Source organism: Oleiharenicola lentus (assembly GCF_051660365.1).
GTDB classification, from domain to species: Bacteria; Verrucomicrobiota; Verrucomicrobiia; order Opitutales; family Opitutaceae; genus Lacunisphaera; species Lacunisphaera lenta_A.
The window spans coordinates 865,187-886,751 of record NZ_JBOZXB010000001.1; the positions used below are offsets into that span (position 1 = coordinate 865,187).

Below are 21,565 nucleotides of genomic sequence, written 5' to 3' on the forward strand. Positions count from 1 at the left end.
CCACCCCACTTTTCACCTCTTTCGCTCCGTTTGAAACGCATCCCAGCGTCCAAACAGTCGGAAACTACAAACAAACCAAAAGCATGAAACTACACCCCAATACCCCAGCAGAGCGCGCTAAGCACATGCTGGCGATCGGTCTGGCGGCGTTGCTGACGGCCACTCCTGCGTTCGCGCAAACGAGTGACGCTGATTCAGTGCGTCGTCTTCAGGAGGAGAACGCCACCCTCCGTCGGCAACTCGCCGAAATGCAAGGTCGCTCGGCTCCCGCGCCCACCGCGCAGCCCGTCACGACTTCCACGCCCGCCCCGGTTGTCACCCAATCGAGCGGCACGGTTGCCTCCGAGTCTTCCGACCCGGACACCCTGATCCTTTCGCCTTTCGAAGTTAAATCTTCCAAGGACTACGGATACCTGAAGACCAACGCTGCCACGGCCACCCGTATCGGCATGGAGATTCAGAATATCCCGATGAACATCAACGTCATGAGCGAAGAGTTCATCAAGGACACGGGCATGACCCGCGTCACTGATATTTTCCGCTACACCTCTTCCGGTGCGGCTGACGGTCGTTTCGCCATGCGCGTGCCGGCTAACAGCGCGACCCCGCAAGGTGCGTTCACCATGCGCGGTTTCACCGTCAACACCCTCCTCCGCAACGGTGTGTTCCGTTACACCTCGTGGAATTTGGACAACGTTGACCGCGTCGAAGTCGTGAAAGGCCCGGCCGCTGTCTTCTTCGGCCAAGGTTATCCCGGCGGCGTTATCAATTACGTCACGAAGAAACCTTCCTTCACGAAGATCCCGACCACGATCAGCTATCAGATCGGCAGCAATCTCGATCAGAAGGTCTTGATCGACACCAACCAAGCGTTCTCCGAGAAAGCGGCTTTCCGCGTCACCGGTGCTTGGACGGAAGGTAACGGCGACCGTCGTGGCGAGTTCAACAAGAACTTCAACGTCACCCCGAGCCTGACGCTCAATCCGTTCAAGAGCGGTAAATTGCGCATCAACCTTGAGCTCGAATACCTCAAGGAACGCTTCAACTATAATGACAACGCCTGGACCTACCCACAAGGTTGGTTTGATGCTTACAAGACCCCCACAGCCGCTCTCATGAACGCTGCGGGTGCGAGCATCACCGGTGCTCCTGATCCGGCCGCCGCGTATCGCACTCGTATCTTCAGCAGCCTCGCCAATTACATTACGGATTACCGCAATTCGATCGGCGACCCGACGGCTGTCATCTACACGCCTGACGTCGTCAAGCCTTACGCCACCATCACGGACAAGGCGGGCAATCGCGTCGTCGATAAGGATTTCAACTTCACCAACTCTGGCGCTTACAGCGACAGCGAAGTGAAGACCTTCCAAGGCACGGTTGACTTTGAACCGGTGAGCTGGCTCAGTGGTCGCTACACGTTCACCGCTGACAACAACCGCTTCGACAACATCTCGGGCGGCAACGTCCCGAATGCCGACGGTATCACCTGGAACGCTCTCTCGGGCGGTAACGGTGCCGGCTATTATCGCCGCGCCCAGAACCATCAACTCGATCTCGTCGCGAAAGCCGATTTCTGGAAGGTGAAGAACAAGCTGCTCTTCGGTGCGGTTTATAACAAACCGATCCAGCAATACATGGCTTCCGCAGGCGCAATGTATAACAGCGTCCCCGGCTATAACACCGGCTACATCAACAGCGCTGGCCAATATGTTTACAGCACGACCCGCGGCCCGAACGGCGAAGCCCTGGTGGTTAACCCCATCAATCCTGGCTACGCAGTGAATGCCGGCAACAACGTCAACAGCCCGAACAACGCGCAAGTTCCGATGGGTCAATACCTCGTGAACCGCAATGGCGTGCTGCTGACTCCCCAGCAGGTCTACAACCAATGGGACCCAGGCATCCTCCTGAATCCTCCGGCGAGCAAAGTCTACGGCATCGAGCGTAACATCAAAGACGGTTACAATGACCGTAACAAAGCGTGGTATGCCAACTGGCAGCTCACCGCCCTCGACGACAAACTCACGTTTCTTGCGGGTTACCGTAAAGAATACGCCGAGTATCGTGGTCAATGGCTGGAAGCCAACGCTCCGTGGTTCATTCCTGCGCCAGATGCGTATCTGAACCCGACCACCTATCCGCCGGCGATCTACAACTACAGCCCTGCTTACCAAGCCAGCAATTACCAGAAGACCTCTGGTGACGCTTACATGGTTGGCGCGTCCTACGCCATCACCCCGCAAATCTCGGTCTACGCGACGGTCTCCTCGACCTTCCGTATCAACACCGGACGCAAGGGTGATTTCAGCGCCATCGCCAGCACGCCTGAGGAAATCATCAACGCGATCATCGCCAACAACCCAGGCGGTTACACGTGGAAAGGTCACCTCATCAACTCCGTGCAAAGCGGTTTGGATGCGTTCCAGGCCGAAGGCGTCTTGGACAATGTTCCTAACGAGGAAGGCATGAACCGCGAAATCGGCGTCAAGCTCTCCACGCGGGACAACAAGCTCGTCGGCACGCTCTCCTTCTTCAAAGGCGAGCGCAAGAACCAGAAGCTCGACGACGCCATCGCGCAAAGCGCCGCGCAAGAGCCCCTCAACAGCTCCTCCACGGTCTTCGCCCTCGGCACCGTGTTCAATCCTAGCGGTTCCGGCGCTCGCGTTCTCCGCTGGCGCACGGTCGGTGTGAAGAATGAAGTGGAAGGCACTGAGTTCGACCTCACGTGGACGCCTATCCGTAACCTCCAGATCATCGCCAACGGTGCCTGGATGTGGGATGCTCACACGGTCGCCAGCCCGTCCTTCGCGCCCCCCGGCAGCACCACCTATAACACCTACACCGCCACCCAAAAGGCCAATGCGGACGTCCTCTACAACAGCCGTTTGGTCAACGTTCCTGAGTTCCGCGCCAGCGTCTGGGGCAAATACTCGTTCACGGATTCGTTGGTTCGCGGTCTCGGCATCGGTGCCGGCGCCCGTTACGCCTCCGAAGAAGTCGTCACCCAAAATCTCGACTGGAATCCGCTCAAAGGCGGCTTCCAAGCCGGTGACTATGTGGTGTTCGACGCGAACATCAGCTATCCGTGGGAACTCTTCGGCTATCAGCTGCGGACGGATCTCTCGGTGCAGAACGTGACCGACAAGGTCTACTACGAAGGCACCTGGGTTCCTTCCGATCCTCGCACGTGGTTCTTGAAGACCACGTTTAGCTTCTAAGCTAACGTCTCAGTTTCTCTTCAAGGGCGGTGGCCAAAAGCCACCGCCCTTTTTTATGCCCGCACGCCTCTTTTCGACCGCCCGAATTCTCACATTGGAGAATCATGGTAGGAGTTATTTTCAGCCGGATATTTTAATTTTCATGAAACCCTGATTCCGAAGAATTCTTCGCGTCATTAGAATCAATTCTGATGCAGCCATTGCGAGTGTCACGGGGATCTTTCAAATAAAGCCCCTTGACCGCGTCACATTTTTTCAGTGTTACATTCATAAATTTTCATGAATTTCACTGAAAAGTCATGCTGATCACTGAAATCGCCCGCGAAGCCTGTGTTTCACCCGCGACCGTCTCGCGCGCGATCAACCAGCCTCAAATCGTTTCGCCGGAACGCCTCGCTCGCATCCGGGCGGTCATGAAACAGTTCAACTACGTGCCACTTCCTGTCGAGCGTCGGCGCGGCCCGAAAGCCCGTTTGGGCACTCCGCGCCGCATCGGCGTGTGGTTCGTCGGCAGCAAAGCCAACCACGCGAGCTTGTCGTGGTTCAGCGAACAACTCCTGAAAATCCAATCGCGCGACGCCCGCTATCGGATGGATTTGCGCATCATGACCAGTTCGGCCACCGAACTGCCGCGCACGCTGCTCACGGAAAAGCTGGATGGCGTCATCGTGCAGGGCATGGAACCCTCCGCCGAATGTTTCGAACAGCTTAACGGCAAGCCACTCGTCTGGTTCATGACGCGGCGATCCAGCGCATTTCCCGGCGATTATATCGAGCCAAACAATGAGGAAAACGGCCGCATCGCCGCCGACTATCTCAAATCCTGCGGCCACAAATCCGTCGCGGTGGTCTCAACCGATCCTGACTACAGCGCGATCGCTCAACGCACCGCCGCGTTCATTGCGCACGCGAAAAACGCCGGCCTCACGGTGCAAAGCATTCTCGGCGAGTCCCATCGTGCGAACTATTTGGAAATCGCGCCACGCACCCACGAGATCGCCTCGCTCGCGACGCGCCTGCTGGCCTGCACTCCGAAAGCGACGGGCATTTATTTGCCGTCCGATCATTTCTGCGGCGCGTTTTTCAGCACCCTGCGCGAAGCCGGCAAAAAACCGGGGCGCGATTTCGACGCCATTCTCGGGAATCATAATCCCGCGATTTATCAAAACCTCGACCACGCCCCGGCGACGATCGACATCAACCTCCCGATGCTCGTGCGCAAAGTCGTCGATCACTTGCTCTGGCGAATCGAGAAAGCCGACACCTGCGGCCGCGTCGGCGTGTCGATTTCCCCGCGCCTGCTTACCCCTTTAGTGACCCCTTAGCCCCAAAGAGACTCTTCTGCCTCGTGAAACAAATCACGCGCAGAACTACACCACCATGAAACACGTAAAAAACTCCCCTCGGGCTAGGGGTCGGCGCTGGCTGACCACTGGTTTGATCGGGCTGTTAGCCGCTTCGACCGTCGTTGGACAGCCCACCGATGCCGAAGTTATCCGCGCCCTCCGCGAGGAAGTCGCCGCCCTGCGTTCACAACTCGCAGTTAAACCCGCCTCCACACCTGCGACTGCTCCCGCCGCGCCGGTCGCTCCCGCCCCGACTCCGTCTTTCGAGCCGGCTCCGACGGTCGCCACCACCAGCACGCCCGCCGACAACGAGACACTCATGCTGTCCGCGTTCGAAGTGAAAGGCGACCGCGACTACGGTTACCTGAAAACCAACGCCGCCACCGCCACCCGCATCGGCATGGAGATCCAGAAAGTGCCGATGAACATCTCGGTGCTCTCGCAGGAATTTCTCACCGACACCAACGCGCGCAGCCTCACGGATCTTTTCCGTTACAGCGCCGCGTCCTCCGGCGACAATCGTTTCGCGATGCGCGTGCCCGCCAACGAAGCCACCCCGCAAGGCGGTTTCACGATGCGCGGTTTCACGGTCAACACCATCATGCGCAACGGCGTGTTCCGCTACATCTCGCACAACGTCGACAACGTGGAACGCATCGAAGTCGTCAAAGGTCCCGCCGCGGTTTTCTTCGGTCAGGGCTACCCGGGCGGCGTCATCAATTTCGTCACGAAGCGTCCTTCGTTCACCGAGATTCCGACCACTGTCACTTACGCCACTGGCGAAGGTAATATCCAGCGCGTGAACATCGACACCAACAACGTGCTCGGCGAAAAGGCCGCGATTCGCGTCGTCGGTGGCTGGGAAGATTCCGGCGGCGAACGCTCCCGCGAATTCACCAAGAACGTCAACATCACGCCGTCGATCGCGTTCATCCCTTTCACGAGCGGCAAAGTAAAGATCGTCGCCGAAGCCGAGTTCTCTGAAAAGAAATTCGCGCGCAACGATTACGAGTGGATTTTCAGCGATTTCGCCGGCTGGAAAAACGCCGCCGCGACCGGCCAATACGGTTCCGCGACCACGCGTCTCTCGACGACCATCGCCGCCAACGCCGCGAACGGTCTCGCGGCCAACGTCGTGCAGAACACGACCACGCCGACGCTCGCCTACGCGACCTACATTAACAACAAGCGCATCGCCACCGGCGATCTTTACCTCCCCGCTCACACGAGCGTGGAACGCGGCGCTTACTACACCGATGCCTCCGGCAACTTCATCCACGATGAAGGGTTCAACTGGACGAGCCCCGGCGCTTACATCGACGAGAAGAACAACACCTTCTCCGTCACCGCCGACATCACGCCGGTCTCGTGGGCCGACGTGCGCTACAGCTACACGCACGACGAAGCCAAGCACCTCAACACCGGTGGTGGCCCGGTCATGACGCCTTACGCGGATGGCGTTCACTACAATATCGCGCTCGGTGCGCCTGCGGGCTACAACCGTTTCACCGACACGCACACGACGGACATCGTCTTCAAGAAAGACAATTTCCTCGGCGGCAACCACAAGCTCCTGACCGGTATTTCCTACGCGAATTGGGAGCAGCAATACACCGCTGCTGCCGCCGCGAGCGACTACAACTGGTCCTTCCTGCCGGGCGCGCGCAACACGGTTTCCAATCCAGATTATGCCGGCTTGAACGTCGCCAAATACAACGCCGGCGCCGTGCCGGTGAACCAGGTGCTCTACGATCGCACGGGCGCGATCATTCCGGTGCGCCAGCTCTACAGCAACTACGACCCGGGCCACAGCGTGCTCGCGCCGGAGATCGGCACCTACTGGAAAAATATTCAGCGCAACACCATCGATATCTACAACCCGAAGCTGTTTGGTAACTACATCAATTATCAGGGCTCGTTCTTCAGCGACCGCCTCAACGTCCTCGGCGGTTTCCGCGAAGAGAAGCGTTGGGAACGCGGCCAGTTCGCGATCAATAACGCGCCGTGGTTCGTTTACACGGAAGACATGATCACCAATCCTGACGCTTACCCGGAAGACGTCTGGGGCCAATCGAAAGCTTACCAAAAAACCAACGTCCTCACGACGAAGGGTAACTCCTGGATGGGCGGCGCTTCGTTCGCGCTCACGGACAGCCTCTCGGTTTACGCGTCGGTTTCGAAGATCTTCAAATTCAACAGCGGCACCGTCGGTGGATTCGCCTCCGGCGACGAACTGCTCTACGCGCAAGGCCTCATCGCCCAGTATCAAAGCATCGGTCAGGCCGGCTTTAACTACAAAGGCACGACGGTCACCTCGGTGCAGCAATTCGCCGACATCCTCACCGCGCAGAACTACTACAAGACCATCCCGAACGAGGACGGCATGAATTACGAAGTGGGTCTCAAATACAGCGACCCGGCCGGCAAGTTCGTCGGCACGTTCTCGATCTTCACGGCCAACCGCCGCAACCAGAAGACCGACGACACGATCGCCACGCTCAACATCAACGAGCCGCTCAACTCGAGCTCCGATGCCAACATCATCGCGGGCATCAACCGCGCGCTCCTCCTCGGGGCCACTTCACCGACCAGCTTCTCGGCCACTTCCTCCGGTCGCGTCTTCCGTATTCGTAACTACGATAACGAAGTCCGCATCTCCGGCACGGAAATCGAGTTCATCTGGACTCCGATCCGCAACTTCCAAGCCATCATCAATGGCTCGTGGTTGCCGCAAGCGGAAGTCGTCCAGGACGGTCGCCCCGTTTACGCCGAGCCGGGCACCGCTGCCTACAACCTGCTCACCGCGACGCAAAAACGCGATGCCGACATCCTCTGGAAGAGCCGCATCGTGAACGTGCCGGAATATCGCGCGAACGCCTTCGGCAAATACACCTTCAGCAATAACTTCATCGGCGAATACGGTCGCGGTCTCGCACTCAGCCTCGGTGGACGTTATTCGTCTGAGACGGTCATCGCGCAAAACGTCGACTGGAATCCGCTCAACGGCGGTTACCAAGCCGGCAACTATGTCGTCTATGACTTCACCGTCGGCCTGCCCTTCGAAGTGTTCGGCTACCAGCTGCGCACGACGCTCGGCCTCTACAACCTGACCGACAAACAATATTCCGAAGGCTCCTTCGTCCTCTCGCCCGGCCGCAACTGGACGTTGAGCACCACGATGACTTTCTAATGAACTACTCCGCGCGAGCCTGATCTCGCGTGTTTTCCAAAGCGGCGGCCGCCCTCGCGGTCGCCGCTTTTACCTCTCAATTCTCACCTCAACCACCCCTCGTCATGCGTTCTTACCTCATCCTAATTTCGCTCCTCCTCGGGAGCCTCTTCGCCCGCGCGCACGCCGCGCCCGCGGAAACCCTCCTCGCCGGCACGTGGCACATCGATCTCGCCCACAGCACCGAGCTGAGCCCGTGGAAAGATTACACGCTCACCATCTCCGTCGACGGCGACGCCATTAAAATTCACCGCTGGCTCGCCTGGGGCCGCCGCGAATTTTCCGACGAAATGATCGTGCGCACCGACCGCGCCGAAAAAATCCCCGTCGAAATGTGGCCCGACAACCGCCACCTCGGCGCCTACATCGGTGGCGACCGCACCAAGACCGTCCGCGCCGAATGGCTCGACGACAAAAAAGTCCTCCGCATTTTCAGCGACCTCGTGCTCGACACCCAGCAAGGCGCCCGGGCCGTCAATATCCTGAGCAACTACAAAGTCTCCTCCAGCGGCACGATGCTCACCGTCACCGAACTCCGCAGCACGCGCAACCGCCCGACCGTTTACGTGTTCACGCGCACCAAAAAATAACCCCAACCCCCTCTCCGCCGTGAATAATCTTTCTCTTTCTCTTAATCTTTCTCGTTCTCTCCTCCGCCGCTTGAGTTTCGTGGCATGCGCTTCGCTCGCACTCGCCCTTGCCAGCGCCGCATCCGCCACCATGGCGACGATCAAAGACGCTCCGAAACAAGCCGCGAAAGCCCCCGACCGCGCCACGATCATTCCGCTCTCCGAAAACTGGCGCATGGATGGCGACATCCCTGTGCACGCCACGATCATCTCGTTGCAAGGCCTCGCGAATCGCACGACGCCGCAACTCTACCTCGAATACCCGAAGACGTGGCAGTGGGAATTCGTCCGCCCGCTCATTACCTTCCTCGAAAAACGCCACGGCGTGAAATGGGAACGCCTGCAACTCGACGACGTCGACGCTGCGCTCACTCGTTTTTCCAAAGCCGCCAAAGGCGTCGTCGTCTGGGATAAAGCCGTGCGCTCCTCGCTCATCGTCGCCTTCACCGTCGCCGGCGTCGAAGACCTCGTCGTCGTCAACGAAGACCAACTCGCGCTCGCCCAAAAACATGGCCTCAAAACCGTCGTCGACCTTCGCGGCAAATTCACCGGCCAGAACGACGCGCAGATTTATCAATGGGCTTACGATCAATATTGGGCCCGCTGCTCACGCGACTACTACATCGTGCTCGGCGGCGACGCCGGCCCCGTGATGCAACCGGGCGTAGCCGACTTCGGCATTCAGAAACGCGCCTTCTTCAGCGATCTTTCCGCGAATCCGAAACATCCCGAAGAACTCGCGCTGTTGAACAAAATCCTCAGCCAGCAAAATCCCACGAGCGTCGTCCTCGGCTGGCATTCCTACGGCAAAGACACCGAAGGCCAGCACACCACGCTCACCGGCAGCTACGGCTTGCTCATGGAAGGCCTGCATAATTTGCCCAACCTTTCCTTCACTTCGCAGATCCCGTTCACGAAGGATTTTACGTTTAAGAATAATCATAACGTGAAGGCCGACGAAAAAGTCGTCGCCGAGGACAAAATCTACATCGCCGCCGCCGCCACCGACGCGATGGGCATCGGCGCATGGACGAAACCCGGCCGCGGCAAGATTCCCTACGCGTGGCAGGTGCTCATGAACTGGGTGTGGCTCAACCCGCCGATCCTCCAATATTTCTACGAGGACAAGTCGCCCAATGATTATTTCATCGGTGGCCTCTCCGGCCCGGGCTACATGTATCCGAAGTCGATTCCGGCGGACAAATTCCCCGGCTTGATGGCCGTCGCCCGCGAGGAAATGAAGACGCTCGATCTCCGCGTGATGGAAATCATGGACTACTCCGAGGGCAACCGCCACCTCGGCAACACCGACCTGCCCAAGGAAGTCGTCGACCGCTACTACGCGCAATTCCCCGACGCCATCGGCTTCATCAACGGCTACGGCACCGCGCGCACGTTCGATCTGCGCAACGACAAGCCGTTTCTCAGTTACGATTACTACCTCGACGTGCAGCGCCCTGTCGAAGAAGCCGCCGCCGACCTGGATGAGCTCATCCAACTCAACCCGAAACGTCCCTACTTCCTCCTGATGCACGTGCGCGAATCGAACACCGTGGAGAAGGTCTCTGAAATTTTCAGTCGCCTCAGCGAAAAAGTGGAAATCGTGCCGCTGGATGTGTTCTTAAAACTCGCGGCCAGCAAAAAGACCTACGAAACTAACTACAAGTCGCCCAACGCTGCCATTGATCGAAACCCCTGATTCGAACCGGAGCGTAGCGAAACCCTAAAATAGATCGCTCATGCTTCGCTCGTTTCGTCGCCTCCTTTCGATCAGTTGCCTCTCGTTCGCCGCGTTCGTCGCCTTTGCCGGCGAACCGGCGAAGCGACCGCTCACTCACGCGGACTACGACAGTTGGAAAAGCATCGCGGCGTCGACTCTCACGCGCGACGGAAAGTGGCTCGCGTATTCCTACATGCCGCAGGAGGGCGACGGTGAGATCGTGCTCCGCGAACTCGCCACGCAAAAAGAACTGCGCGTCGCCATCGGCGCGCTCCCACCCGCGCCCACCGGCCCGTCCGAGGAAAATCCCGAACGCCCGAACCTGCGGCGCGAAGCCACCATCACGTTCACCGGCGATGGCAAATTCGCCGTCGCCACCGCGTTCCCGAATCTCGCCGACACGCTCGCCGCCAAACGCGCCAAGAAGAAAGCCGACGATCTCCCGAAAGAGGGTCTCGTCGTGGTCAACCTCGCCAGCGGCGAAACCACCCGCGTCGCCAATGTTAAAAATTTCCAAGTCCCCGCGAAAGGCAGCGCGTGGCTCGCCTACCTAAAAAATCCCGCGCCCGAAAAGCCCGCGGGAAAACCTGCCGAGTCGCCCGCTAAAACAGACGTCACCGCCAAGCCCGAAGCCACGCCCGCCAAAAAAGACAAAGACAAGAAAAACGGCAGTGATCTCGTGCTGCGCAATCTCGCGTCCGGCACCGATCGCACCTTCGCGAACGTGCTCGAATACTCCTTCGCCCGCGATGGTCGCACCCTCGTCTTCACCGTCTCCACCAAAGACGGCGCGACCGACGGCGTTTTCGCGGTCACGCCCGGCGACGCGGCCGAGCCCGTCGCGATTTTAACCGGCTCTGGCAACTACCAGAAGCTCACCTGGGATCGTCCGCAGACGCAGCTCGCCTTCATCAGCGATAAAAACGATCGCGCCGCCAAGACGCCGAAGTTCGCTGCGTATCACTGGGCGCGCGGCTCCGGTGCTGCCACCGAAGTCGTCAACGCCAGCACCGCCGGCGTGCCCGTCAACTCCTCGGTCAGCGCTGATGCCGCGCTCTTTTTTTCCTTCAACGGCGGCAAACTCGTTGTCTCGACCGCGCTGATCGCCCCCGAAGTCGATGAGCGCATTGAAAAGCAACTCGACGAAGAGCGCGTCAACGCCGACCTCTGGCATTGGAACGACGACACCATCCAGCCGCTGCAGAAAATTCGTTCCGCCCGCGAAAAGAGACGCGCCTACCTCGGCGTTTATGATCTCGCTTCAAAAAAATTCACGCAGCTCGCCGACGAATCCCTCGCGAGCGTGACGCTGAGCGATGACGGCGCGCGCGCCTTCGGCTACGACGACCGCGCCTACCGCAAACGTCTCGACTATGATGGCGGCTATCAAGACGCCCATCTCCTCGACGCCACCACCGGTAAACGCCGGCTGGCGCTTCGCGAACTCGGCGAGCGCGCCGGCCTCCGCTGGTCGCCCAACAATCGCTGGCTCGCCTACTTTGCCGACAATCAATGGTTCGCGCTCGACGCCACCAACGCCGCCATCATTCCGCTCACGAAATCATTGCCCGTGGCCTTTCACGATGAGGAGAACGATCTCCCGCAGGACGCCCCTTCCTACGGCAGCGTCGGTTGGACGCAGGACGGCGAATCGTTGATCATTTATGATCGTTACGACGTCTGGCAGGTTTTTCCCGACGGGCGTGCCGCAAAAAATCTCACCGCCGGCCACGGCCGCGCGCAAAAAATCGAGCTCCGCGTGCAGATCATCGAGCCAAACGAACCGGAAGACGACTCGCGCGGCCTCGATCCTGCGAAGCCGCTCGTGCTCCGTGGTGAAAGCGAAGTCACTCGCGCCAGTGGATTTTTCCGCACGACGTTCACCACTTCCACCGCGCCCGAACGGCTCGTGTGGGCCGACAAAAATTATCGTTTCCTCAGCCGCGCGCGCGACGCCGACACCCTTGTGTTGACCGCCTCCCGCTTCGATGAATACCCCGATCTGCTCACCACGAACGCGGCGTTCAAGACGCTCGTAAAGGTTTCGCAGGGCGGCGCGCAGCTCGCGCCTTTTGCGTGGGGCAGCGGCGAACTCATGACTTTTCGCAACACCGACGGCGTCGAACTCGCCGCCGCGCTCTACAAGCCGGCTAATTTCGACCCGAAGAAAAAATATCCCGTCATCGTTTATCTCTACGAGCGCTTCTCCCAAAACGTGCACAGCTTCGTGCCGCCCGCGCCCGGCCAAAACATCAACGCCGCGGTTTACACCAGCAACGGCTACCTCGTGCTCATGCCCGACATCGCCTACACCATCGGCTACCCGGGCCAGAGCGCGATGAAGTGCATTTTGCCCGCCGTCGACGCGCTCGTCGCGCGCGGCTGCGTCGACGAAAATGCCATCGGCATTCAAGGCCATTCATGGGGCGGTTACCAAATCGCCTACATGGTGACACAAACGAATCGTTTCCGGGCTGCGGAAGCTGGCGCCATCGTCGCCAACATGACCAGCGCCTACTCCGGCATCCGCTGGGGCTCCGGCCGCGCGCGCCAGTTTCAATACGAAAAAACCCAGAGCCGCATCGGCCGTTCGCTCAGCGAAGCCCCGCACCTTTACATCGAAAACTCTCCTTTGTTTTCCGTGAATCGCGTCACCACGCCACTGCTGCTCTTGCACAACGACCAGGACGACGCCGTGCCGTGGCAGCAAGGCATCGAGTTCTTCCTCGCCCTGCGCCGCCTCGGCAAAGAAGTCTATCTTTTCAACTACAACAACGGCCTCCACGGCCTGCGTCGTCGCGCCGACCTCGAAGATTATTCGAAGCGGCTGCAGCAATATTTCGATCACTTTCTCAAAGGCGCTCCTGCGCCCGAATGGCTGAAATCCGGTATTCCCTACAACGATCGCGACGCCGAAAAACTCCGTTTCCGCGACCAAAACTAATTTATCATGCTATCCCTCAAGCGAATCACCCTCCTCCTGAGTTTCCTGTTGGCCCCGCTCGCGGCCCTCGCCGCCTCGCCCCTCGACGGCCGTTGGCGACTCGATCCTGCCCGCAGCACCGCCCTCGACGGCTGGAATCAATGGGATCTGGTTATCACCACCGAAGGCTCCCGCGTGATTCTGCAACACGACATGCAGTGGCGCACCACGAAACATTCGGCGACCAACACCGTCGACACCGCCACGCCAGTCACGTTGAAAAATTTCTTCCGCGTCGAGCAACGCCACATGGCACTCTACCCGGCGAAAGGCGGCACGACCAACGCCCGCGCTTCGCTCCTGGATCATGGCCGCACCCTTCGCCTCGAAGCCGACACCCCCATCGAAATTTCCCAAGGCGAAGCGACGATGCGCATCTATTCTGAGTATCGCGTGCTCGAGGGCGAAAAATCCCTCGTGCTAATCGAACTGCACAGTTCGCGCCCGCAACCTCTGGTCTATCGCTTCAACAAAATTTTCACGGAGAAATAAGTCATGCGCCGTTTCATTTCTTTAATCGCACTTCTCACGTTCGCTCTCGCCGGCACTGCGCCTTGCCGAGCCGAAGCCCCAGCTAAGGCGGGCGGACCTCCATCAAAATCTGCCTCCTACATGCGCTGGAATCTCGACTGGAACGTCGCCGGCGGGCTCCCCGAAAAGGCGATGCTCCTGAGCCTGCAAGGCCTCGCCAATCGCGGGTCGCCCCAGCTCTACATCGTGCACCCACACGATTATCAATGGGAAATCACCGAACCGCTTTTCTCGTTCTATGAGCGCAAGCATGGCGTGAAATTCTCCGAGATCAAAACCGCCGAGGAAGCGCTGACTAAGTTCAGCCAAGCCGCCAAAGGCTACGTCGTCTGGGATCCCAAAATTTCCGCGACGATGAACGTCGCCTTCACCATCGCCGGTCTCGAAGACGCGCTCGTCGTCACGCCCGAACTCGTCGCCGTTGTGGAAAAACATGGCTTGAAAAAGATCGATGACCTCCGCGGTCGCTACGACGGCCAGACCGACGCGCAAATCTACACCGACGCTGTAAAACGATACTGGGCGCGCTGCTCACGCAAAGCGTTCATGTTGATGGGCGGCCACGCGGGCGCCGTGCGCCAGCCGGGCATGGCCGATTGGGGCGTTCGCCAAAAAATGTTTTTCAGCGATCTCTCCGGCAATCCGAAGCACACCGAAGAACTCGCGCTCGCCCAGCAGCTCCTCGCGCAACTCGACAACGGTGCGACGATCTTCGGCTGGCATTCCTACGCGAAAGACACGGAAGAACAATGGACGACGCTGCTCTCCAGCTACGGCCTGAAAATGGAAGGGCTGCACAACCTCCCGAACCTCTCCTTCAACTGCCAGTTCACGTTCACGCCGGGATTCAAGTTCACGAACAATCACCACGTCGCGCTCGATGCGAAGCTCACCGCCGAGCAGAAAGTTTACATCGCCTTCGTCCAATCCGACTCCATCGGCATCGGCGTCTGGACGAAACCCGGGCGCGGCAAACTTCCCTTTGCATGGCAGGTCACGATGAACTGGACAAAATTCTCGCCCGCCGCGCTTGAATATTTTCACGAGAGCGCCACGCCGAACGACTACTTCATCGGCGGTCTCTCCGGCCCGGGTTACATGTATCCCAATCACATTCCCGCGGCGAAATTCCCCGGTCTGATGAAGGAAGCGAGCGATCTCATGGGCGTGCTCGACGAACACGCGCTCGAAATCATGGACAACTCCGCCGCTGACGGAAACGTCGGCAATGCCGACCTCACGAAGGCAACCGTCGACGCCTACTATAAAGCGTTCCCGAACGTCATCGGTTTCATCAACGGCTACGGCCCGGCTCGCACGCGCGACCTGCGCGACACACGCGCGATGATCTCCTACGATTACTACATCGACCCGCGCCGTCCGCGCAGCGAAGTCGCCGGCGATCTCAACGAACTCATCGCGCTCAACGCGAAGCGCCCCTACTTCCTGCTCGTGCACGTCCGCGAATCGAACGACGTGAACAGCCTCATCGAAGTCACCAAACAACTCGACGGCCCGATCGAAATCGTCCCGCTCGACGCCTTCCTCAAACTCGCCGCGAGCAAAAAAACTTACACGACCCGTTACCAAGACCCCGAAGACCCGAAGCACTTCGAAGGCTACAAGCTCAAATAACCAAGACGCGCAGCACGCTTTCTCTTCCGCTGCTGTCATTGCGAGGAGTGCGAAGCGCGACATAGCAATCCAGTGAACACGAATATCACTCCTGCCGCTCCGGATTGCCGCGTCGCCCGCCGAGCTCCTCACAATGACCTCTAAAACTTAATCGCGCACTCACCCATGAACCCCACCGATCGTCGCTCATTTCTTAAAATCTCCGCAACCCTCGCCGCGTTACCGCTCGTGCGTTTGCCCGCCGCCCAATCTACTGCCGGCGCTACTCCCACCTTACCCGAACCAAAACCCGGCAAGTCGCGTGGATTGATTTTCGGTCAAGCCGACCTCGCACGCATTCGCGCTAACTTCGAACTGCCACGTCTCGCGGAAATGCGCGCGAAACTAGAGACCGTGGATTTTGCCACGGAAACCACCTACCTCCGCGACAAGCTGCGCCTGCATAATCACGTCGAAGATTTTGGCCGCGTCTGGGCCCACGTGGAGCACCGTTCGCTGGCCTACACGCTTTGGGGCGACCAGCGCCAGCTCGACCTCGCGTTGCTCGCGATGGATCGACTCTGCGTTTACGAGCGTTGGGATTATTTTCTGGAAGCCGGTAAAGACACCATCGGCATGCAACGCGCCCCGGAAGCCACGATCGCGTCCTGCTTCGCCCTCGACTGGCTCGGCGAAAAAGTGCCGGCGGCACTCGTCGCCAAACTCGAAAATAAAATCCTCACCGAAGGCGCGCCGGCGTGCTACCGCACGCTCTACGGCATGAAATATCCCGACCGCGTGCGCGGCTGGGGTTTTGATCCCGAGGAAGATCAGAAATTCACCTTCGATCTCAGCCGCTGGCCGATCATTCTCAACTCCACGAACCTGAAAGTTATTCCGCTTTGCGCACTCGGGCTTGCGGGCATCTGGTTTGAAGGCCGCAATCTCGAAGCCCCGAAGTGGCTCGAACTTGCCCGTCAAAGCGCGCAGGCGTTTTCCACAATGTATGGCCTCGACGGCGCCTATGAAGAAGGCGTCGCGTATTGGGGTTACACGACGTCGCACATGGTGATGTTCGCCGAAGCGCTCCACCGCCGCCTCGGCATCGATGATCGCAAACTCGTCAATTACCCAGGCACGATGCGTTACGCGCTCGCGTTCTCGATGCCGTGTCTCGGCGAACCGATCGCCGATCCGCAACTCAACACGCCTTACAACTTCACGCCGAAGTTTAATTACACGCCGTCGCAGGATGTGGTGAATTTCAACGATGCCTCCACCACGATGGACGTCAGCGTCGCGAGTTGGGCTGGCGAAGTGTTCAACGATCCGCTCAGCCACCACCTCGCGCAACACACCGGCTCGATCAAACTCTGGCAGGGCGCGATCTGGTATCAGCCCGCCGCCCCGTCGAAAGCACCCGGCCCCGAGTTGCACGACGTTCACCTGAGTAATGACCTTGTGATTTCGCGCACCGGCTGGAAACCCGAGGACACGGTCGTCGCTTTCCGCAGCGGCGGGCCGGCGAATCACGAACACGCGGATCGCAACAGTGTCATTTTCAAAGCGTATGGGGATCGCCTGTTTCACGATCCGTTCAAAGCCGGCTACTCGCCGAAGATCCCGCGCTGGTTGCTCCGCCAAACCGAAGCGCACACCGCCGTGCTTATCGACGGCGAAGGCCACCAATACCACGATGGTCGCGAAGGCACCAACGCCTCGTGGTCGCTCGCGGTCGTCACGTCTTATAAAACGGGCGACGGCTGGATGCGCGTGGTCAGCGACGCCACCGAAGCCTACCAACTCGTAAATCCGGGCGTGCAACGCGTCGAACGCACGCTGCTGTTTCTCAAGCCCGATGTCCTCGTGATCCGCGATCGCGTGACGCTCGCCACCGCGCAAGCCGTGCAGTTGCGTTTCCAAGTGTTCAACGAAGACGGCAAAGCGGACTCCACCGTGCAAGCGTCGGCGTTTACGATCGCGCGGCCCTTCGCCAAAACGCACGCGACCGTCCACACCGCCGGCGGCCGAGTGCGTTGCGCCACCGGCCAGCTCGCGATGCCCGCCACGGAAGGCGTGTTTCCGTTCGTCGAGGTTACTTCTGAATCCGCGACGTCGCACGAAGTGCTCACCGTCTGCACGGCCGCACCCGCCGATAAATCCGCCGGCGCACTCACCGTCACTCGACGCGGCAACGATTGGCACATCTCCGGCTCCCATTTGGGCCGCACGATCAACACGACGCTCCCTGCCTAAGCTTTTCCGCGCGACGCGATCTCCAACTCCCATCTCCCATCTCCGCCGCGTTCCACGCGGCTTCGCTCATGCCCGTCTTTAATCACGTTAACAGCGCCGACTACGCACTCATCGCGCTTTACTTCGGCATCGTCATTTTTGTCGGCTGGTATTCGTCGCGGAAAAATAAAAACACCGACGATTACTTCAAAGGTGGCGGAAAAATTCCGTGGTTCCTCGCGGGCGTGTCGAACTGGGTGTCGGGGTTTTCCGCGTTCATGTTCGTCGCGGCCGCGGGCTTCACGTATCGCTACGGGCTCGGCGCAGCGGTGGTATTCACAATGGCGACGTGGGCGTATCTCGTCGGCGCGTTTTACTTCGCGTCACGCTGGCGGCGCGCGCGCATCAATTCACCGCTCGAATTTCTTACGCGCCGGTATTCGTCGTCCACGACCTATTTTTATTCCGTCACCGCCGTGGTGCCGCAGGTGATCGGCATCGGCCAGGGTCTCTACATTCTGTGTATCTTCGTCGCCACCGCACTCGGCTTTGCGAAAGAGGAACACGTGATCCTGGGGTGGACGTTCACCGGCCTGGAACTGACCATGATCGGCATCGGCATCGTGATGATTCTCTACACCGTTATCGGTGGACTCTGGGCCGCTGTGCTTAGCGACGCCGTGCAAGGCGTCATCATCCTCGTGACTTCGTTGCTCATCATGCCAGTGACGTTCCGTTACCTGGGCAACGGCGATGGCATCGGCGCGGGCTTCACGCGGCTGTGGAACGAGGCGCCCGCCGGTTTCTTTGGTCTCAACGGCCCAACCGCGTCCGTGCTTTTCCTCGCGTGCTTCGCGGCAAATTCGATGTTGGGCTACAACGTCGCGTGGTGGCAGGTGCAACGTTACCAAAGCGTGCCCGACGAACGCAGCGCGCGCAAAATGGCGCTGCTGTGCGCGGGCCTCTCGTTCGTCGGACCACTGCTCTGGATTTTGCCCGTGATGGGCGCGCGCATCATTTTCCCCAACATCGGTCAAATCTGGCCGCAATTCGCCGCGCCGGAAGAGGCGTCGTTTGTAAGCCTCGCGTTGATGCTGCTCCCGCACGGCATGATCGGCTTTGTCGTCGCCGCGATTCTTTCCGCCACGCTCGGCCAGGCCAGCGACGGTTTCAACTGGCTCGCCGCCACGACCACGCGCGACATCTACGTGCCGCTGCGCAAAAAAGCCGGCCTCTCCGCACCGAGCGACCAACACCAAATGCGCGTCGCGCAAATCACCATGCTGGTCGTCGGCGTGCTGGGGATCGTGGCCGCGCTCTTCATCGCCAAAACCGGCGGAGCGTTCGATTTCGGTTTGAAATATTATTCGCTCACTGGGCCGGGATTCATGATGCCCGTGCTGCTCGGCATGATTTACCGGAAGACGCCGTGGTGGTCCGGCATGGCCTCGAGCATCGCCGCCTTCGTCGCCGCCTTCAGCCTGATGGCCGCCGGCGCGTTTCCGAACAATGTTTACGAGCGCAACATCGTCAGCGCGATCAGTGCCGCGACCATCGTGTTTGTGATCTCCGCGTTCTTCTACCGCAAAGACGATCCCCGCAGCGCGGAGTGCCAGCGCTTCGACGCCGACCTGCGCACACCGGTGCCGATCGATCCGAATCAACCCGTCGGGGGCCTGCGCGATTTCCAGATGCTCTCCTTTGTCAGTGTGTTGCTCGGTGCCGTGTTGATCGGGTGCGTGTTTATCCCGTCCTCACCGCTCGCGCCGCCCGCGATCAACATCGTGGCCGGCCTGATCCTATTCGTCATCGGCGGCCTGCTTTGGCGCGCCTCGCGACCCGCGAAACAGAAATCGACATGAACGCTCGCATCGAGGTAGGGCCCGACCTCCGTGCGGGCCGAACGCGCGTCGCAAACCTGCCCGCTCGGAGATCGGGCCCTACCCGTCTAGCTTCTCGATGAAACTCCCTGCCCAACTCTACCGTCAATTCGACGCCGATTATTCGCGCGACGTGCCGGGCGAAGGTTATGGCGGTTGGCATGATGTCGAAGTTGAACTCGCACCTGCGCACACCGCCCTCGTCGTGATGCACGCGTGGGATAGCGGCCAGCCCGGCGAATTTCCCGGTTGGCGCCGCGCCGTCGAATACACGCCGCGCGCCGAGAAAATCCTCTGCGACGTTTTTCCACCGTTGCTGTCTGCCGTGCGCAACTCGCCGCTGCCGGTGTTCCACGTCGTCGGCGGACGCGATTATTATTCGCACCTGCCGGGTTACGTGCCGACGAAGCCGACCCCGCTGCCGCAAGTTGCCGCCGACCCCGCTTACCACGCACTCCAGCAACTCCGGCATGACCACGCCACCCCCGGCGCGCACAACGCCGCCGACGCGACCGCCGGTTTCGCGCGCCTTGATTTCGCACCTAACGCCCGTCCGCTCGCGCACGAAGGCATCGCCGAAAACGGCGAACAACTCGCCGCGCTCTGCCGCGCCCACGGTATCAATCACCTCATCTACGTCGGCTTCGCAATCAACTGGTGCCTGCTGATGTCACCCGGCGGCATGGTCGACCTGAAGCGCCACGGCTGTCTCTGCTCGACGATCGCCGAAGCCGTCACCGCCGTCGAAAACCGCGAGACCGCCCGCGAGGAACGCGAAAAACAACAAGCTCTCTGGCGCGTCGCCGTTGAATTTGGCTTCGTGTTTAACCTGCCTGATTTTCTCAAAGCTTTACCCACTCTCTCCCAATGAGCACTTCGAAACTCGCCCTTCACGGCGGCTCCAAAACCGTCACCGCAACGCGTCCTGTGCATCACCGCTGGGGCCAGGAAGAACTCACCCGCCTCACGGCGATGGTGGATCAGAACTCACTCTTCTACTCGAAAGGCCCACAGTGCGCCGGATTACTCGAGGAGTTTCGCAAAACCTATCCGCTGAAGTGGGCGTTCCCCACTTCGTCCGGCACCGCGTCGCTCCACGTCGCGATCGCTTCGCTGCAATTGCCGCCCGGCTCAGAGGTGATTACGTCGCCCATTACAGACATGGGTTCGGTCATCGGTATCCTCTATCAGCAACTCGTGCCGGTGTTCGCCGACATCAATCCCCACACCTACAACGTCGACCCCGCTGCCATCCGCCGCTGTATCACGCCCAAGACCAGGGCCATCATGGCCGTGCACCTCACCGGCAACCCGAGTGACATGGACGCCACGATGGCCATCGCGCGTGAACATAATCTCATCGTCATCGAAGACTGCGCGCAGGCGTGGGGCGCCACGTATCGCGGCAGACCTGTCGGCTCTTTCGGCCACCTCGCGTGCTATTCCTTCAACGAATTTAAACACGTTAGCTGCGGCGACGGCGGTATCGCCGCCACCAACGACGAACGCTTCGGCCCGACCCTCGCGAAATGGGGCGACAAATTCTACGACCGCAATTCTTCCGCCGACGCCCGCAACCCCACCACGCTCGCGCCGAATTACCGCATGAGCGAACCGCAAGCCGCCGTCGCCGCCGGCCAGCTTGTAAAACTGCCGAAAATCATTTCCGACCACGTGCGCCTCGGTTCGCATTTTCTAAAAAAACTGCAGTCGCTCGCGCTCCCGGGAATCTCGCTGCCGGAAATCGATTCGCGCGATCAACACAGTTTCTGGTTCATCCTCATCCGCCTCGACCCTGCCCGTTTCACCTGCACGCGCGACGAGTTCACCGCCGCGCTCGTCGCGGAAGGTGCCACCGCGTCGCCCGGCTACATTCCGCGTCCGGTGTATAAATATCCGCTGTTTCAAAATCATAATTTCTTCGCCGGCCAATGGCCGCTGCGCGACGCCGGCTTGACCACCATGGACTACACCAAAGTCAGCTGCCCCATCGCCGAAGCCGTGCTCGCCGACAGCGTGACCTTCACGATCAAACCTGAGATGACGGAGGAAATCATCGATCAAACCGCCGAAGCCCTCGCGAAAGTCGCGCGCCACTTCGCGAAGTAAATTTCAGGTAGGGGCCGTTATCCTTAACGGCCCTCGGCTCATCGCGTTCAACAGGGCGGTTAATGATA

12 protein-coding genes are annotated in these 21,565 nt (G+C 59.7%); all 12 read left to right on the forward strand.

The genetic code is table 11. From position 1 onward, the window contains the following. Nucleotides 1–83: 83 nt before the first annotated feature. The 12 genes from ACRRQW_RS03215 to ACRRQW_RS03270 all read left to right on the forward strand — a co-directional run bounded on the left by ACRRQW_RS03215 (nt 84) and on the right by ACRRQW_RS03270 (nt 21,497). Nucleotides 84–3,221 (forward strand): TonB-dependent siderophore receptor, encoded by a 3,138-nt coding sequence (locus ACRRQW_RS03215; protein WP_438479814.1) that lies wholly within the window; start codon nt 84–86, stop codon nt 3,219–3,221. Between the two features lie 299 nt (nt 3,222–3,520). Further along, nucleotides 3,521–4,546: a LacI family DNA-binding transcriptional regulator gene (locus tag ACRRQW_RS03220; protein WP_438479815.1), complete on the forward strand. Its 1,026-nt coding sequence runs from the start codon at nt 3,521–3,523 to the stop codon at nt 4,544–4,546. Between the two features lie 55 nt (nt 4,547–4,601). Next, entirely contained in the window at nt 4,602–7,757 is a 3,156-nt protein-coding gene (locus ACRRQW_RS03225) for a TonB-dependent siderophore receptor (protein ID WP_438479816.1), read from the forward strand. A gap of 104 nt (nt 7,758–7,861) precedes the next feature. Beyond that, entirely contained in the window at nt 7,862–8,386 is a 525-nt protein-coding gene (locus tag ACRRQW_RS03230) for a hypothetical protein (RefSeq protein WP_438479817.1), read from the forward strand. A 19-nt stretch (nt 8,387–8,405) separates the two neighbouring features. After that, nucleotides 8,406–10,124 (forward strand): GxGYxYP domain-containing protein, encoded by a 1,719-nt coding sequence (locus tag ACRRQW_RS03235; protein ID WP_438479818.1) that lies wholly within the window; start codon nt 8,406–8,408, stop codon nt 10,122–10,124. 40 nt (nt 10,125–10,164) lie between these two features. Continuing rightward, nucleotides 10,165–13,089, forward strand: coding sequence for a prolyl oligopeptidase family serine peptidase (locus tag ACRRQW_RS03240; protein ID WP_438479819.1), 2,925 nt, complete (start codon nt 10,165–10,167; stop codon nt 13,087–13,089). 6 nt (nt 13,090–13,095) lie between these two features. Next, complete coding sequence (locus ACRRQW_RS03245; protein WP_438479820.1) at nt 13,096–13,620, forward strand: hypothetical protein; 525 nt, start codon at nt 13,096–13,098, stop codon at nt 13,618–13,620. A gap of 120 nt (nt 13,621–13,740) precedes the next feature. Continuing rightward, nucleotides 13,741–15,294 (forward strand): GxGYxYP domain-containing protein, encoded by a 1,554-nt coding sequence (locus tag ACRRQW_RS03250; protein WP_438479821.1) that lies wholly within the window; start codon nt 13,741–13,743, stop codon nt 15,292–15,294. A gap of 165 nt (nt 15,295–15,459) precedes the next feature. Further along, nucleotides 15,460–17,529, forward strand: coding sequence for a heparinase II/III domain-containing protein (locus ACRRQW_RS03255; protein ID WP_438479822.1), 2,070 nt, complete (start codon nt 15,460–15,462; stop codon nt 17,527–17,529). A gap of 68 nt (nt 17,530–17,597) precedes the next feature. Further along, a complete protein-coding gene (locus ACRRQW_RS03260; protein WP_438479823.1) occupies nt 17,598–19,370 on the forward strand; it encodes a sodium:solute symporter family protein in 1,773 nt (590 codons plus the stop codon). Between the two features lie 97 nt (nt 19,371–19,467). Continuing rightward, complete coding sequence (locus tag ACRRQW_RS03265; RefSeq protein ID WP_438479824.1) at nt 19,468–20,259, forward strand: hypothetical protein; 792 nt, start codon at nt 19,468–19,470, stop codon at nt 20,257–20,259. Next, on the forward strand, nt 20,256–21,497 hold the full coding sequence (locus ACRRQW_RS03270) for a DegT/DnrJ/EryC1/StrS family aminotransferase (RefSeq protein WP_438479825.1): 1,242 nt from the start codon (nt 20,256–20,258) through the stop codon (nt 21,495–21,497). The genes ACRRQW_RS03265 and ACRRQW_RS03270 overlap by 4 nt, the downstream gene beginning before the upstream one ends. The last annotated feature ends 68 nt before the right edge of the window (nt 21,498–21,565 follow it).